Annotated in this window: 14 protein-coding genes; 6 read left to right on the top strand and 8 right to left on the bottom strand. The window is 41.8% G+C overall.

What is annotated here, in order from left to right; translation table 11 throughout:
* Window positions 1-98: 98 nt before the first annotated feature.
* The 3 genes from HNR43_RS06120 to HNR43_RS06110 form a co-directional block, all read right to left on the bottom strand.
* Window positions 99-1,589 (bottom strand): glycoside hydrolase family 32 protein, encoded by a 1,491-nt coding sequence (locus tag HNR43_RS06120; protein ID WP_183242193.1) that lies wholly within the window; start codon window positions 1,587-1,589, stop codon window positions 99-101.
* Between the two features lie 101 nt (window positions 1,590-1,690).
* Window positions 1,691-1,831 (bottom strand): hypothetical protein, encoded by a 141-nt coding sequence (locus HNR43_RS06115; protein ID WP_246346263.1) that lies wholly within the window; start codon window positions 1,829-1,831, stop codon window positions 1,691-1,693.
* A complete protein-coding gene (locus HNR43_RS06110; RefSeq protein ID WP_183242191.1) occupies window positions 1,824-2,702 on the bottom strand; it encodes an amidase in 879 nt (292 codons plus the stop codon). The genes HNR43_RS06115 and HNR43_RS06110 overlap by 8 nt, the downstream gene beginning before the upstream one ends.
* A gap of 111 nt (window positions 2,703-2,813) precedes the next feature.
* Between HNR43_RS06110 and HNR43_RS06105 the strand changes: the two genes are divergently transcribed.
* Together HNR43_RS06105 and HNR43_RS06100 are read left to right on the top strand one after the other, a co-directional pair.
* On the top strand, window positions 2,814-3,518 hold the full coding sequence (locus HNR43_RS06105) for a polysaccharide deacetylase family protein (protein WP_183242189.1): 705 nt from the start codon (window positions 2,814-2,816) through the stop codon (window positions 3,516-3,518).
* Between the two features lie 84 nt (window positions 3,519-3,602).
* Window positions 3,603-4,433: an aldo/keto reductase gene (locus HNR43_RS06100; protein ID WP_183242187.1), complete on the top strand. Its 831-nt coding sequence runs from the start codon at window positions 3,603-3,605 to the stop codon at window positions 4,431-4,433.
* A 9-nt stretch (window positions 4,434-4,442) separates the two neighbouring features.
* On the opposite strand, the gene HNR43_RS06095 is transcribed toward HNR43_RS06100, so the two are convergent.
* The 3 genes from HNR43_RS06095 to HNR43_RS06085 are packed head-to-tail and all read right to left on the bottom strand — an operon-like array spanning window position 4,443 to window position 8,349.
* Window positions 4,443-5,549, bottom strand: coding sequence for a GerAB/ArcD/ProY family transporter (locus tag HNR43_RS06095; protein ID WP_183242185.1), 1,107 nt, complete (start codon window positions 5,547-5,549; stop codon window positions 4,443-4,445).
* Window positions 5,550-5,564: 15 nt separating this feature from the next.
* Window positions 5,565-6,761, bottom strand: coding sequence for a Ger(x)C family spore germination protein (locus HNR43_RS06090; protein ID WP_425486526.1), 1,197 nt, complete (start codon window positions 6,759-6,761; stop codon window positions 5,565-5,567).
* Window positions 6,757-8,349, bottom strand: coding sequence for a spore germination protein (locus HNR43_RS06085; RefSeq protein ID WP_183242181.1), 1,593 nt, complete (start codon window positions 8,347-8,349; stop codon window positions 6,757-6,759). The genes HNR43_RS06090 and HNR43_RS06085 overlap by 5 nt, the downstream gene beginning before the upstream one ends.
* Before the next feature lie 126 nt (window positions 8,350-8,475).
* Here HNR43_RS06085 and HNR43_RS06080 point away from each other — a divergent pair, with 126 nt between their 5' ends.
* The gene (locus HNR43_RS06080; RefSeq protein WP_183242179.1) at window positions 8,476-8,721 is read left to right on the top strand and encodes a YczF family membrane protein; all 246 of its coding nucleotides are present in this window, start codon (window positions 8,476-8,478) and stop codon (window positions 8,719-8,721) included.
* On the opposite strand, the gene HNR43_RS06075 is transcribed toward HNR43_RS06080, so the two are convergent.
* A complete protein-coding gene (locus HNR43_RS06075; RefSeq protein ID WP_183242177.1) occupies window positions 8,718-9,860 on the bottom strand; it encodes a TIGR04053 family radical SAM/SPASM domain-containing protein in 1,143 nt (380 codons plus the stop codon). The genes HNR43_RS06080 and HNR43_RS06075 overlap by 4 nt on opposite strands.
* A 138-nt stretch (window positions 9,861-9,998) precedes the next feature.
* Here HNR43_RS06075 and HNR43_RS06070 point away from each other — a divergent pair, with 138 nt between their 5' ends.
* Window positions 9,999-10,559, top strand: coding sequence for a sugar O-acetyltransferase (locus HNR43_RS06070; protein WP_183242175.1), 561 nt, complete (start codon window positions 9,999-10,001; stop codon window positions 10,557-10,559).
* Window positions 10,560-10,586: 27 nt separating this feature from the next.
* Here HNR43_RS06070 and HNR43_RS06065 read toward each other — a convergent pair whose 3' ends face one another.
* The gene (locus tag HNR43_RS06065; protein WP_183242173.1) at window positions 10,587-11,408 is read right to left on the bottom strand and encodes an undecaprenyl-diphosphate phosphatase; all 822 of its coding nucleotides are present in this window, start codon (window positions 11,406-11,408) and stop codon (window positions 10,587-10,589) included.
* A 209-nt stretch (window positions 11,409-11,617) separates the two neighbouring features.
* Between HNR43_RS06065 and HNR43_RS14275 the strand changes: the two genes are divergently transcribed.
* Together HNR43_RS14275 and katG are read left to right on the top strand one after the other, a co-directional pair.
* A complete protein-coding gene (locus HNR43_RS14275) occupies window positions 11,618-11,749 on the top strand; it encodes a hypothetical protein (protein WP_281380358.1) in 132 nt (43 codons plus the stop codon).
* Window positions 11,750-11,980: 231 nt separating this feature from the next.
* Window positions 11,981-14,185 carry a catalase/peroxidase HPI gene (katG, locus tag HNR43_RS06060; protein WP_183242171.1) on the top strand — a complete coding sequence of 735 codons (2,205 nt, stop codon included), beginning with the start codon at window positions 11,981-11,983 and terminating at the stop codon, window positions 14,183-14,185.
* The last annotated feature ends 5 nt before the right edge of the window (window positions 14,186-14,190 follow it).

Below are 14,190 nucleotides of genomic sequence, written 5' to 3'. Positions count from 1 at the left end.
GCTATCCTCCAACTCTTTTCTTTATCATTTATATTATTCCTTTTATATGGACACGATAACCGTTTATAACAAAAAGAGACGGTTTTTGTCCCGCCTCTTTACACTAGCTCACCCCAAATATCTTTCAACGTCCACGCCTCAACAGAAAGCACGGTCAATTTTCCGCCTTCTGCAAACAATTCAATCCCTTGGCTCGTTTCAGATGGATATATTCTCCCTGTCATCACAAGCCGACCGTCATTGACGAATAACTCAACAGAAGAACGGTCAATAAAGACATGGAACGTGACAACGTCTTTTTGTTTATCCAATACGGCACGGCGAATGCCGCCCTCTCCTTTTCCGGATCGGTTTCGGTCAAATGTAACGAAAGCGTCTTTTACGTCATAGCGAAAAATCGTTTCTTCGCTTCCGTCTTCCGCACAGCGCACCTTTACACCAAATGCATTCCCACGAAAATCGGCTAATGAAAAACGAACGAGCAATTCTAGTCGATCACCTTGAACTGGAAGTGTGTGCGTTCCGTCGTTTACTGAAATCGATTCCAGTCTCACGTGCTCTTGGCGCAATAATTGCAATTCCGGCACCGGCTTCATCAATAGCTTCTCATCATCCGCTAATTCCAAAAGACGCGGAATTGTCAACGCTCCTGCCCAACCGTGCGCTTGCGTCGGCATTGGTGACTCCCACATATCCATCCAGCCGAACAAAATACGCCGACCTTTTTCATCTTCAAACGTTTGCGCCGCGTAAAAATCAAACCCTTTATCGAGCTCTTCAAACGCTCCGTGCACAAGTTTTCCCGTTTCATCATTAAGCGTACCAACGACGTAGCCTGTTTGATGAAGGTTTTGAAAACGATCCCCGTCTGGTTCAATCCCTTGCGGTGAAAATAACAAAATATCCTTGCCGTTCAAATGAAAGACATCTGGACACTCCCACATATAACCTAAGCTACCATCGCTTTCAGCCATGATATTTACATATTTCCAATGGCGTAAATCGTTCGATTTATATAAAACAACTTTTCCGTTATTCCCCTCTCTTGTCCCAAGCACCATATACCAATTATCGCCGCGTTTCCACACTTTCGGGTCGCGAATATGGCCTTGGCAATTAAACGGAGGCTCAGCTAAAACAGGGTTCGCTTCGTCTTTTTCAAAGTGAATGCCGTCTTTGCTTGTCGCAATGCATTGATATTGCTTCAACTCCGTTTGTTCCTCATTTAACCAGACATTTCCGGTGTAAATGAGCGTGAGCACGCCATTGTCATTGACTGCACTTCCCGAAAAACAGCCGCCTTCGTCGTACCATTCACTCGGCGCAAGCGCAATCGGTACACGTTCCCAATGTACAAGGTCTTTACTTTTCACATGCCCCCAATGCATCGACCCCCACGTTGGACTGTCGGGATGGAACTGATAAAATACGTGGTACTCCCCATTCCATTGAATCAACCCGTTTGGATCATTCATCCAGTTTACCGGAGCCATAATATGATATGCTAGCCGATATGTGCGGTTCATTTTTTCTTTTGCTCGTTGTACTCGTCTTTCTGCTTCATGAATGTGCTTCGTATGTTTCGACATAAATTTGCCCCTTCCTCTTTTGTTTATATATCAAGAAATGAAAAAATATGATGCGTCGAGAACTTTATATTTGGAAATAAAGTGGAACGTCATTTCTCCAATTACACCTTCCCCCCTCCATATTCGTACGAAGCCGGGGGCATGAGCACAGGAGTGCCTTCGTACAACTCCATTCGTCGTTCTCCGAAAAGCTCAAAAAACTCGGCAAACGTATATAGTCGTTTTTCTTCACGCTCACTCATCCATCCCACCTTTGCCTGTTTTTTCATTCCTATTCATCCATTGTTCTAAATGATGCACCGCAATGCCAGAAAAACTTTTTGTACGAACATAATGTTGCTGAACGATCGCTAATTGTTCATTCATATACGTTTCGCTTTCTTCAAAAAACGAAACGTTATCTCCTTCATCGACTTGTCCGGTTTCAACACCGATGACAATCGATTTGTTGTACTTTTTCGCAAGGTTCATTTCTTTTTTTACAATGTTAATGATTGCCTTTGCTTCATCGCGATACGCCATGATCGCCACACCGTCTGTATGTGAAATCACCCATTCCGCTAAGTTGCCGTTTACGTATTGTACTTCATCAAACCAAAACGGGATGTCGACTTCAAAACGTAGCGATCGTTCACTTGCGAGTTGCCGTGCACGTTGTAAAAGTGTTTGATACGAAACGATCGCTTCTTCTCGGTTCGTACGCCAACGTTCATGCAAGTACGGTTCAACGTCTAAGTGTACACCGCTAAACTTTTCATTTTGTTCGGCAGCGCTTTCATATTGGTCAATCCATCGGAATAAACGTTCAATTCCTTCGTTCGTTTCAATCCAACGCGGTGCCCCATCTAGTACATAAACACGAATCCCTTTTTCGGTTGCATGCCGAACAAATTGACGATACGTATCAATCGGGATTTCTTCGTCGATTTGCACGTATACATCGCTTATTTGCTTCTTTTCTAAAAATGAAAAGATGCGTTCTTCATTTTTCACAAGCAGCCACGGATTCCAAAGCCATGTGGCGCGCATGAGCTGTCTTTCTTGCGCAAACAAATATACTCCTCCCACAGCAAGGACGAATAAAAATGCGATGATGCCAACAATTTTTTTCATCTATATCCCTTCCCACATATCGATTATCTTTATTTTACTATGTTTTGCATAGAAAAGAGAATGACGAAACGACTTTTTTCACATGATATATAAAAAAAGTGGGGATGAAAAATGAATGCTTTTTTCTTATTTTTGTCTTTATTCGTTATGACGACAACGCCTGTTCAGCGAATGAATGACGATATTGTTTGGAACGTTCCGACCGATGAAAAAATGGTCGCGATTACATTTGATGATGGACCGGATATGTTATATACGCCTGACATTTTAAACATTTTAAAGCAGTATGACGCGAAAGCGACTTTTTTCGTCGTTGGATTTCGAGCGGAAAAATACCCTGACATTATTAAACGCCAAATGGACGAAGGACATGAAATTGCCAATCATACGTATAAACATCTCGATTTTCGAGGCAAATCAAAGCAAATGATTGAAGAGGAAATAAAAAAAAGCGAAGATGTGATATATAACATAACAGGAAAACGACCGACATTGTTTCGTCCCCCGCTCGGTTACTATAATAAACGTATCATTGATATTGCTAAACAACAAGGATATACCGTCGTGATGTGGTCAAAACATCAAGACACGTATGACTGGCAAAACCCTGGAACAAACCGCATCGTGCGCCGTGTCATTAGCCATATTCAGCCTGGACAAATTATTTTATTTCACGACCATGGAAGCGGTAGTCGCAAACAAACCGTTCAAGCTTTAAAAGAGATTTTGGCGATTTTAAAGGAAAAAGGATATACGTTCGTCACTGTCTCGGAGCTGTTAAAACACCATCCAAACTATCGCGATTTGAACTTGTAGCTCCTTCCATATGAGCATATGTTTTGCTTTTTTAGGCAATCCATCTGATAATAAAAGGGACAAATATTGGAAAGGGGCAGAGTGATGAAAAGTTTACAAGATGGTGCCACGTTACATAATGGAGTGCGTATGCCTTGGCTTGGGTTAGGCGTCTATAAAGTGCAAGAAGGAGACGAAGTAAACCGAGCTGTTCGCACAGCGCTTGAAGTTGGCTATCGTCACATTGATACCGCTGCATTTTACCAAAACGAAGAAGGTGTCGGTCAAGCGATTCGCGAATCAGGCATTCCACGCGATCAAATTTTTGTTACAACAAAAGTATGGAACAGCGACCAAGGATATGAAGCGACATTAAAAGCGTTTGACACAAGTTTAAAAAAGCTCGGCTTCGATTATGTTGATTTATACTTAGTACATTGGCCTGTCAAAGGAAAATATAAAGAAACGTACAAGGCGCTTGAAAAGTTGTATAAAGACGGTTTTGTTCGCGCGATCGGTGTTAGCAACTTCCAAATTCATCATTTAGAAGACATCCTTGCCGATTGTGAGATTAAACCGATGGTTAATCAAGTCGAGTTTCATCCACGTTTAACGCAAAAACCGCTTCTTTCCTTTTGTAGACAACACGACATTCAACTTGAGGCGTGGTCGCCACTCATGCGTGGCGGTGAACTGCTAAACGAACCAACGGTTGTCAACATTGCGCAAAAATATAATAAAACTCCAGCCCAAGTCATTTTGCGTTGGGACTTGCAACATGAAGTCGTCACTATTCCAAAGTCTGTCACACCTGAACGAATTGCGCAAAACGCAAACATTTTCGACTTTGCATTAACGAAAGAAGAGATGGATGCGATTGATGCGCTAAACGAAAATCGCCGCATCGGTCCAGATCCGGATAATTTTGATTTTTAAAGGGGCAATTCATCGCCCCTTTCTTTCTTTTTTTTGATGCTTAACCATTGCGATCAAAAGTAGGAAGATAGGAATGATCATTTGAAGAGGAACGTGCATATAAATTGTAACGATTCGAAGCCCTTCTTTAATATGTTCAGCAAAATTGCTTGCAATGGCAAGAGACAAAAACAAGACTGAAATGCCTAGCGGATAAACAAGACGTTGATATTCTTTAAGCGCAAATAAGTCGGCCACGCCGATAACTCCCGCGTAAAAAAAGACACCGACTTTGAAAAATCCGCCGACAATTAATGCAATCATAAATAGTACATCTAACCGTTCTAAAAAATTTGCCACGCGAATTTCTTGAATCGTATTTAGTAGTGGAAAAGTTGAACGTGAAACAATATCTGCGCCTAATACAGCTACATTCATCCCCATAATCATTGCTAAATTTATGCCACTTAACAATAATGCAAGAAACCCTGCCTTCCACACTTTTTCTTCCCTTTGTAAATAAGGAAAAATCATTGTAAAAACAACAAGTTCTCCAAACGGAACATATAATGTTTGCGTAAATACAACATGAAAAATGTGTGACCAGCCTTCCTCTAATATTGGTTGTAAGCGGCGAACATCTATCTCTCCTGCAATAATAATCAGCACGAAACCTAACATAAGTATCCAGTAAAGGGAAAAGAAAAATAATTGACTCGCTCGTGCGATCACTTCAATCCCTTTATATACAGCATACATCACAGTCAACATCATGACCGCATTTAAAATAAACAAGGGTGTCTCAGGATATGCAAACGTTAATAACAGCTCTCCAAAATCACGCAATACACGAGCAGAAATATATAAAAAATAAAGCACATATATGAGCGCAAGTACTTTTCCAAAGAAGGAACCCACAATGCGCTGACTATACGATGTAAAAGGGAGATTCGGATAGTACGTGAAAAGGCGATAGTAGACAAACAACAATCCGCCACCGAAAACCATGCCGCATAAAATGGCAAGCCAAACATCTTGTTTCGCATCCACCCCAAGTGGAATAACCATCGCGCTACCATGTTCAAACAAAATCGCGAGCATAAATAGCTGTCGCGCACTTATACGCGCTCGCTCCACTTTCTCACCGCCTTTTCACTGAATATATGAACGAGTTCGCAATCCTGTTCTTCGAATAAATGATTCCACCTTTACTTGAATATCTAATTTCGGGAAATATTTATCATCCCACGTTTTTTTCATCTTCTTCCATTCTTTTGGATATGTACGATGAACAACTTCTCCGAATCCGAAAATATCGCTTTTTTTCTTTTGAGCAACATGTACCGCTTTTTCAATTTCTGCTTTAATCTCTTGTTGCATCACTTTTTCGAGTGCAACGATTTGTTTCGGATCGGTAAAGTCAATCGCAACAAATGTTTCACCAATATCCCCTTCTGTTTCAACTGTAACAAATATGATAGGCTTCCCATTTCTTAATTGTGCTGTCACTTTTGTTTTTGCCCGCACTACTTTATAAGACAATGCTTCTTTTTCTCCTTTCCAATCAACTGTAACGGCTGTCTGTTTGATTTTATCGAGAATCCATAATACTCCTCGCGCTTCTTCTTTTCCAATCCATCCGACAAGCTTTCCTCTTTTAAAAATGGCTAATTCACTCGCTCGAAGACGTGCAGTAGGCTCCATCGTACGAACATTTTCTTGATCGTCGCTATGCTTTCGATTTCCGTCTACATGAAAGCTGCTCATTATGACTTCCTTTCCAGCAAGCGAAAAACTTTCAATTACTTCTCGTAAACGAGTGCCAACATTTTCTCCCCACATCATTTCTGTTAATTCTAACGTTTTAATCATTTGATTTGCTGGGATTTTATCGACTGGTGTGAGCACAGATAACAATTGCTTTGCTGTTTGCCTACGAGCAATCACAATATTTGCTGTTGGGCGAAATTGCGGATTACGCTCAACAACATCAAAAATTTGCTGAATTCCTTCCTTCGCAAGTTCTTCCCCAACCACAACAAGATTCGTATGAGCGTAGTATGGAATGCGAGATATTTGCTTCGACGCTTTCCGACTCGCCTCCACTAACGTATCGCCTGTTGAGGTATATAAAGCTACAGGGAGCCCTGTACTTCCCCCACCTCTTTGCGTCGCCCCTGCTACGTTCCCGGGATTGACGACTTGAAACGTCGATATATACTTTCCATCCTTTTTATCTATACCAACTGCAATAATTAATGCTAAATCCCTTAACTCCTTTTTACTCCAACATCCGAAAAGTAGCGTACATATGAACAACGTAAAAATAAGAAAAGGATATCGTTTAATTTTCATCCCCTTCTCTCCTCATTTCCTGATTAGGCTTCGGACGTTGTTCGTCCCCTTGACGAACGATATTTGTTTCTTCTGCAATCCCATGTGGTCGATCAGTTAATGCCCATAAAGGAAAACGTACGAACGTATCACGTAAATTCGTTGGAATAAGCGGAGCGAGCGGTGTCATATACGGTACACCAAATGAACGAAGACTACATAAATGAATAGTCATCCAAATTAATCCAATTAAAATACCATAAAAACCAAACAATGCAGCTAGCACCATTAACAAAAAGCGAATGAGACGCGCGGAAACTGCAATGGCAAATGATGGTGTAGCAAAACTAGCAATTGCTGTAATCGATACAACAATAACCATGACGGAAGAAACAAATCCCGCTTCCACCGCTGCTTGTCCAATGACTAGTGCACCGACAATCGATACAGCTTGTCCCACAGTTCGGGGCAACCGCACTCCCGCCTCGCGTAAAATTTCAAACGTTACTTCCATGATAACGGCCTCTACAAACGCAGGGAACGGAACAGATTCACGTTGTGCGGCAATCGCAATAACGAGAGAAGTCGGAATCATTTCTTGATGAAATGTCGTCGCTGCAATATACAGAGACGGCGCAACAAGTGAGATGAAAAATACGAGTATGCGTAAAAAACGAAGTGCTGTTGCAATATCAAAACGTGCATAATAATCTTCAACCGCTTGAAAAAATTGAATAAACACCGCTGGTGCAATAAGAACAAAAGGCGTCCCTTCTACAAAAATAGCAACACGTCCTTCTAATAAGTTTGCTGCAACACTATCCGGCCGTTCTGTATGATAAATGGTTGGAAACGTCGTAAACGTTTCATCTTCAATAAGTTGTTCAATATATCCAGATTCTAGTACACCATCCATACAAATACGTTGCAGTCTGTTACGTACTTCTTCGACAATGCTGTCATCCGCAATTCCTTTGATATACATTATACGTACGTTTGTGTGTGTCACTTCACCAACTGTAATGGCTTCTACCCATACATGTGGATGTTGAATGCGTCGGCGCACCATGGCTACATTTGTTGCTAGTGATTCTGTAAACCCTTCGCGTGGTCCACGGATAGATAATTGTGTGCTCGGTTCTGTAATGGCACGGTACTCTCCACCTTTTACCGCTATACTAATTGCCTCTTGCATACCGTGAATAAATAAAATGCTTTCCCCAGACATGAGCAAGGAAAATACGTCATTCCATTGTTTAACACGTCTCGTTGTATTGGCTGTAGCGATCTTTTTCTCAATATAGTCTAATTGATCACAACACATTGAAGGAAAAGACAGTTGTACACTTGCTTCAATGAACAATTGTTGAACCATATTTTCATCAACCATTCCGCTAACAAAACAGAGAGCTGATAAAAGGTTATCTTCTTTCCCGAGCAAAAAATGACGAATGACAATATCTGCACTATTTCCCGTTATATTACGTACCTTTTCTATATTTGCGTGTAAATCTCGCTCAATCGTCCCATATATTCCTTCTTGCGCTACTTTATCATATTGATATGCTTGCTGTTTGTTCTGATTTCTTAACCGCAACCACATTCGCCTCTCTCCATTCACTATCGCTTATGGTTAGAATAAGCAATAAATGCATATGTTATGCAAAAAGGAATAAAACACGTCAAAAAGTTGCACGCTAGTCTAAAAAAGATATTCATGGAGGAACAAATGAAGCTTGTCGTCATTTCTGTTCTTATCCCTATGTTGTTAGGTGGTCTAGCCATCAGTATGAATGTATTGTTAGGGATGAGCATGTACCAAGCGTTTATTGATATTTTTAATCCATTTAAAGTGATGGAGCCCGTCGAACTAGGCGTTTTGTTTTTTCTGATCGTCCTATGGATACTTGATACATCCCTCCATCTGTTTCGAAAAAAAAGTCAAAACAAAAAAACCGAACAGCGCTCGCGTTAAGCGAACACCGTTCGGTTTTTTTCTTTTCTCATGCCTAAAGGAACATATACGCAAAACGGCTCACTTTCCATATAATCGCCAGTGACTGCATAGGCGCGAGCACGCGATCCGCCACAAACGTAGCGAAATTCACAAATGCCACATTTTCCTTTATATAAATCTGGTTGGCGTAATTGTTTCATCACTTCCGATTCACGATAAATGCGCGCTAAAGGTTGTTCACGTACGTTGCCGCATACGATCGGAAGTAAGCCACTTGGCATGACATCTCCTGTGTGGGAAACGAAAACGAAGCCATTACCATCATTCACGCCTTTTGGCGCTCGTTTTAAGCCGTCAATGATTGAAGCACGGTCAGTCGTCATCGCATGTTCATAACGAATATCACCCGCTTCAATTTGTTTTTCTCGCATTTTTTGTTGAATCACAACGCGACGATAATGTTGCGCTGCTGTCGTTTTAATATCATATGGTGCTGTTTTACTTAATTCATATAACCAACGAAACACTTCTTCATGTTCGGCTGGAGTAATGCAGTCATTCATTTGTCCACGACCTGTTGGAACGAGTAAAAAAATGTACCACATCACTGCGTTTAAATCGCCAACTAATTTCGCCATTTGTTCCAAATGATTGTAGTTATAGCGCGAAATGACGGTATTCACTTGCAACGGCATATGCAGTTCGTTTAAATAGCGGATGTTTTCAATCGTTAAATCAAATGATCCTGGTGTACCGCGAAATCGATCATGGATGTCAGCCGTCGGCCCATCTAAGCTAAATGCCCAGCGCGTCAATCCAATCTCTTTTGCTTTTTTCATTTTTTCTTTCGTCACATTCGGCGTTGCACTCGGTGTAATCGAAACACGCATTCCTTTTTTTATCGCATACTCAGCAAGATTAAACAAATCTTCACGCATCATACAGTCTCCGCCCGTAAATACAAGCATTGGATTGTTCATCTCATATATCTCATCAATCAATCGAAGACCTTCTTCATATGTTAGTTCACGCGGATCAGGGAGAGGCTGGGCGTCCGCACGACAATGTACACATTTTAACTGACACGCTCTCGTCACTTCCCAAATGACGATAAACGGATTTTCATTATAATCTACCTCATGCGCATGTTTATGCATATTCCATCACCAGCTTCTTGTGTTATTTTTCACATTCATTATAGGCTTATTTTTTAGTGATACACGCGCATGTTTTTGACGATTTTTTAAACATCCCTATGCTAAAATGGAATAAGGAAAATAAAGGAGCTGAAAAAAATGAAATCAGAAAAAGAAAAAATGGTAAGCGGTCAATTGTATCGGGCTACCGATCCAGAGTTAGTGAAAGAACGTGAACATGCCCGTAAATTAACAAGACTATTGAATGAAACGTTAGAAACGGAGCATGAACGACGTGTTTCTTTATTGAAAGAACTGTTTGGTTCGACAGGTCAAAACGTATACATTGAACCCCCTTTCTATTGCGATTACGGATATAACATTCACGTCGGGGAAAACTTTTTTGCCAATTTTAATTGCGTCTTTTTAGATGTATGTGAAATTCGTATCGGGGACAACTGTCTCATTGGTCCCGGCGTTCATATTTATACGGCAACGCATCCGATCGATCCAATCGAAAGAGCATCCGGTTTAGAATACGGAAAGTCCGTGACGATCGGCGATCATGTGTGGATTGGTGGCGGGGCAATCATTAATCCAGGCGTCAAAATCGGAAATAACGTTGTCATCGCTTCTGGGGCTGTTGTCACAAAAGACGTTCCTGATCACGTTGTCGTCGGGGGCAACCCAGCAAAAATAATCAAACAGTTAAACGTATAAAAGGCTCCCACGAAAGGAGCCTTTCACTTATGAAAAATAAACGATATAAATGACCGCTGCAAGTACGATGCGATAAATCGCAAACGGAACGAGACGAACGCGGTTAATTAAACGCAAGAAAAAGCGAATAGCTAGCAAGGCGAAAATAAATGCACTAATAAAACCAACAACAAAAAATGGTAAAGCATCAATCGTGATGTACTCCCAGTTTTTCAACAACGAAATGCCGCTCGCTCCAGCCATAATTGGCACCGCCATAATAAATGTAAAATCGGCTGCTGCACGATGGCTCATGCCGACAAGTACCCCGCCTGAAATGGTCGATCCTGAACGAGAAAATCCTGGCCAAAGCGATAAACATTGAACAAGACCGACAATAAACGCTTGCTTATATGTAATATCATCTACTGTTTGTGCGACCGTTCGTTTTCCGAAACGATCTGCTGCGATCATTAAAAACGCCCCAAGCACAAGTCCGATGAGCACCGTTTTTGTGGAAAATAAATGTTCATCAATATAGTCTTCGAATAAAACTCCTAACACCCCAGCAGGCACAAGTCCAATGAAAATGTGCATGAGCGTTAAATGCGGTCCTGTTTTTCTTTCACGTTTACGCAAATAAAGCAACTCAAAAAACTTATCTTTAAACACAACAACGGCAGCTAAGACGGAACCGAGCTGAATGACAACTTTAAACGTATTCGCCCCATATTTCCCCAAAAACTCGCTTGACTTTAGCCACATATCGTCAACAATAATCATATGCCCCGTCGATGAAACAGGCGCAAACTCTGTCACCCCTTCGACTAGCCCTAAAATGATCGCTTTCATTAATTCAATAATATGCATTCGTGTCCATCCTTTCTTGATTGGTGAAATATGTATAATTCCTTTTCATGACCTACTTCATTGTACTACAAACGTTCGATTTCTACTACACGTACATACAAAATATCAAAACCATTCGTTAAAATAATTATATAACAGTTATTGATTTTTTAAATCTGTTATATTACAATGTAATTAACAAAAGAAACGTGTGAAAGGGGTTTTTGTTTATGGATATGTACACAAAAGCTTATCAACGATACGTCGAAAAATGCCATGAGTTTGGCATCGAAGCGATCGATTTGATCGAATTTATTCGCAACTTAACAACAGAACAAGTTCAACATATGATCCAAAGTTAAAGATTGGAGTGAAACGATGAACGAAAAAACAGATGTAAACGTATAAATCCCCCATTTTATTCTGCGAACAGAATGAAATGGGGGATTTTTATAATTTTTAAATAAAAACATTTTTTATACTTTACTATTAAATATTAATTTAGTATAATTCTAATGTACTAATCGTTATCACTATCGTTGAGTAAGCAACTAGACTTTATTGATTTATATGCACGAAAGGGGAATAAAAGAATGGAAAACAAAAACGAACACGTATCCAAATGTCCATTTCATGGTAGTGTGACAAATCATACTTCGAACAAAACAACGAACAAAGATTGGTGGCCAAATCAACTAAACTTAAACATTCTTCATCAACATGATCGAAAAACGAACCCTCATGATGAAACGTTCGATTATGCCGAGGAGTTTCAAACACTTGACTATTGGGCGTTAAAAGAAGATTTGCGCAAGCTTATGACGACAAGCCAAGATTGGTGGCCTGCCGACTATGGGCATTACGGACCGCTATTTATTCGCATGGCTTGGCATTCTGCAGGAACATATCGCATTGGCGACGGACGAGGTGGCGCTTCAACCGGTACACAACGTTTCGCCCCGTTAAACAGTTGGCCAGACAACGCGAATTTAGATAAAGCACGTCGCTTGTTATGGCCGATTAAACAGAAGTACGGTAATAAAATTTCGTGGGCGGACTTAATCGTATTAGCTGGTAACGTGGCGATTGAGTCGATGGGTGGAAAAACGATCGGTTTTGGCGCTGGCCGTGAAGATGTATGGCATCCAGAAGAAGACATTTATTGGGGTGCTGAGAAAGAATGGCTCGCCTCAGAACGATATACGGGCGACCGCGAATTAGAAAATCCGCTCGCCGCTGTGCAAATGGGACTCATTTATGTCAACCCAGAAGGTCCTGACGGCAATCCAGATCCGCTTGCAGCCGCACGTGACATTCGTGAGACGTTTAAACGAATGGGCATGAACGACGAAGAAACGGTCGCGCTCATCGCAGGTGGTCATACGTTCGGTAAAGCGCACGGAGCTGGCGATGCGTCACACGTCGGTCCAGATCCAGAAGCTGCTCCGATTGAAGCGCAAGGATTAGGTTGGATCAGTTCATATGGAAAAGGAAAAGGGCGCGATACGATTACAAGCGGTCTTGAAGGCGCTTGGACACCAACACCTACACAATGGGATAACAGCTATTTACAGTTGCTTTTTGAATATGAATGGAAGCTAACGAAAAGTCCAGCTGGTGCGTATCAATGGGAAGCAGTGAACTTAAAAGAGGAACATCTCGCACCAGATGTCGAAGATGGGAACAAAAAAGTACCACCGATGATGTTGACGACCGATTTAGCGTTACGCTTTGACCCAGAATATGAAAAAATCGCCCGCCGTTTCTATGAACATCCAGAGGAATTTGCGGATGCATTTGCTCGTGCGTGGTTTAAACTTATTCATCGCGACATGGGGCCAAAAACGAGATACCTTGGTCCAGAAGTGCCAAAAGAAGATTTCATTTGGCAAGACCCGATCCCAGAAGGAAATGTGGAATTAACGGATGCAGAAATCGAAGACATTAAAACACGCATTTTACAATCAGGACTCACAGTAAGCGAGCTTGTGAAAACCGCTTGGGCGTCCGCTAGCACGTTCCGCAACTCTGATAAACGCGGCGGCGCAAACGGGGCGCGCATTCGACTCGCACCGCAAAAAGATTGGGAAGTAAACGAACCAGAACGACTTGCCAAAGTGCTTGCTATTTACGAAGATATTCAACGTGAGCTTCCGAAAAAAGTGAGCCTCGCGGATTTAATCGTACTTGGCGGTAGCGCCGCTGTCGAAAAAGCCGCACGCGATGCTGGGTTTGACGTTCGCGTACCGTTTATGCCTGGACGAGGCGACGCAACCGAAGAACAAACGGATGTCGAAAGCTTTGCGGTATTAGAACCGTTTGCGGACGGATTCCGCAACTATCAAAAGAAAGCATACAGCGTCACACCAGAGGAGCTTCTTGTCGACAAAGCGCAATTGCTCGGCTTAACCGCTCCAGAAATGACTGTATTAGTTGGCGGGTTGCGCGTGTTAGGGGCAACGTATCGCAACCTTCCTCACGGCGTATTTACAGATCGTATCGGCGTGCTAACGAATGATTTCTTCGTCAACCTCGTGGATATGAACTATGAATGGGTACCGAAAGAAGACGGCTTGTATGACGTTCGCGATCGGAAAACAAAGGCAGTCCGCTGGACAGCAACGCGTGTCGACTTAGTGTTTGGATCGAACTCGATCCTCCGCTCGTACGCGGAATTTTACGCCCAAGACGACAACAAAGAAAAATTTGTCCGCGACTTTATTCAAGCTTGGGTAAAAGTGATGAACGCTGACCGCTTTGACCTTCGAAAAAAAACAAAAGCATCGGTGACGGTGTAAGCAAA

The sequence above is a fragment of the Anoxybacillus mongoliensis genome (assembly GCF_014201515.1).
Lineage (GTDB): Bacteria > Bacillota > Bacilli > Bacillales > Anoxybacillaceae > Anoxybacillus > Anoxybacillus mongoliensis.
The sequence above is the reverse complement of the archived record's forward strand: the minus strand, read 5'-3'. Positions and strand labels throughout refer to the sequence as shown.

Coding starts and splice junctions, on each gene's coding strand:
- HNR43_RS06065 (WP_183242173.1), bottom strand. CDS start 11,408: ATGCATATTATTGAATTAATGAAAGCGATCATTTTAGGGCTAGTCGAA.
- HNR43_RS06080 (WP_183242179.1), top strand. CDS start 8,476: ATGAAGCTTGTCGTCATTTCTGTTCTTATCCCTATGTTGTTAGGTGGT.
- HNR43_RS06100 (WP_183242187.1), top strand. CDS start 3,603: ATGAAAAGTTTACAAGATGGTGCCACGTTACATAATGGAGTGCGTATG.
- HNR43_RS14275 (WP_281380358.1), top strand. CDS start 11,618: ATGGATATGTACACAAAAGCTTATCAACGATACGTCGAAAAATGCCAT.
- HNR43_RS06085 (WP_183242181.1), bottom strand. CDS start 8,349: ATGTGGTTGCGGTTAAGAAATCAGAACAAACAGCAAGCATATCAATAT.
- HNR43_RS06070 (WP_183242175.1), top strand. CDS start 9,999: ATGAAATCAGAAAAAGAAAAAATGGTAAGCGGTCAATTGTATCGGGCT.
- HNR43_RS06110 (WP_183242191.1), bottom strand. CDS start 2,702: ATGAAAAAAATTGTTGGCATCATCGCATTTTTATTCGTCCTTGCTGTG.
- HNR43_RS06075 (WP_183242177.1), bottom strand. CDS start 9,860: ATGCATAAACATGCGCATGAGGTAGATTATAATGAAAATCCGTTTATC.
- HNR43_RS06115 (WP_246346263.1), bottom strand. CDS start 1,831: ATGAGTGAGCGTGAAGAAAAACGACTATATACGTTTGCCGAGTTTTTT.
- HNR43_RS06105 (WP_183242189.1), top strand. CDS start 2,814: ATGAATGCTTTTTTCTTATTTTTGTCTTTATTCGTTATGACGACAACG.
- HNR43_RS06120 (WP_183242193.1), bottom strand. CDS start 1,589: ATGTCGAAACATACGAAGCACATTCATGAAGCAGAAAGACGAGTACAA.
- katG (WP_183242171.1), top strand. CDS start 11,981: ATGGAAAACAAAAACGAACACGTATCCAAATGTCCATTTCATGGTAGT.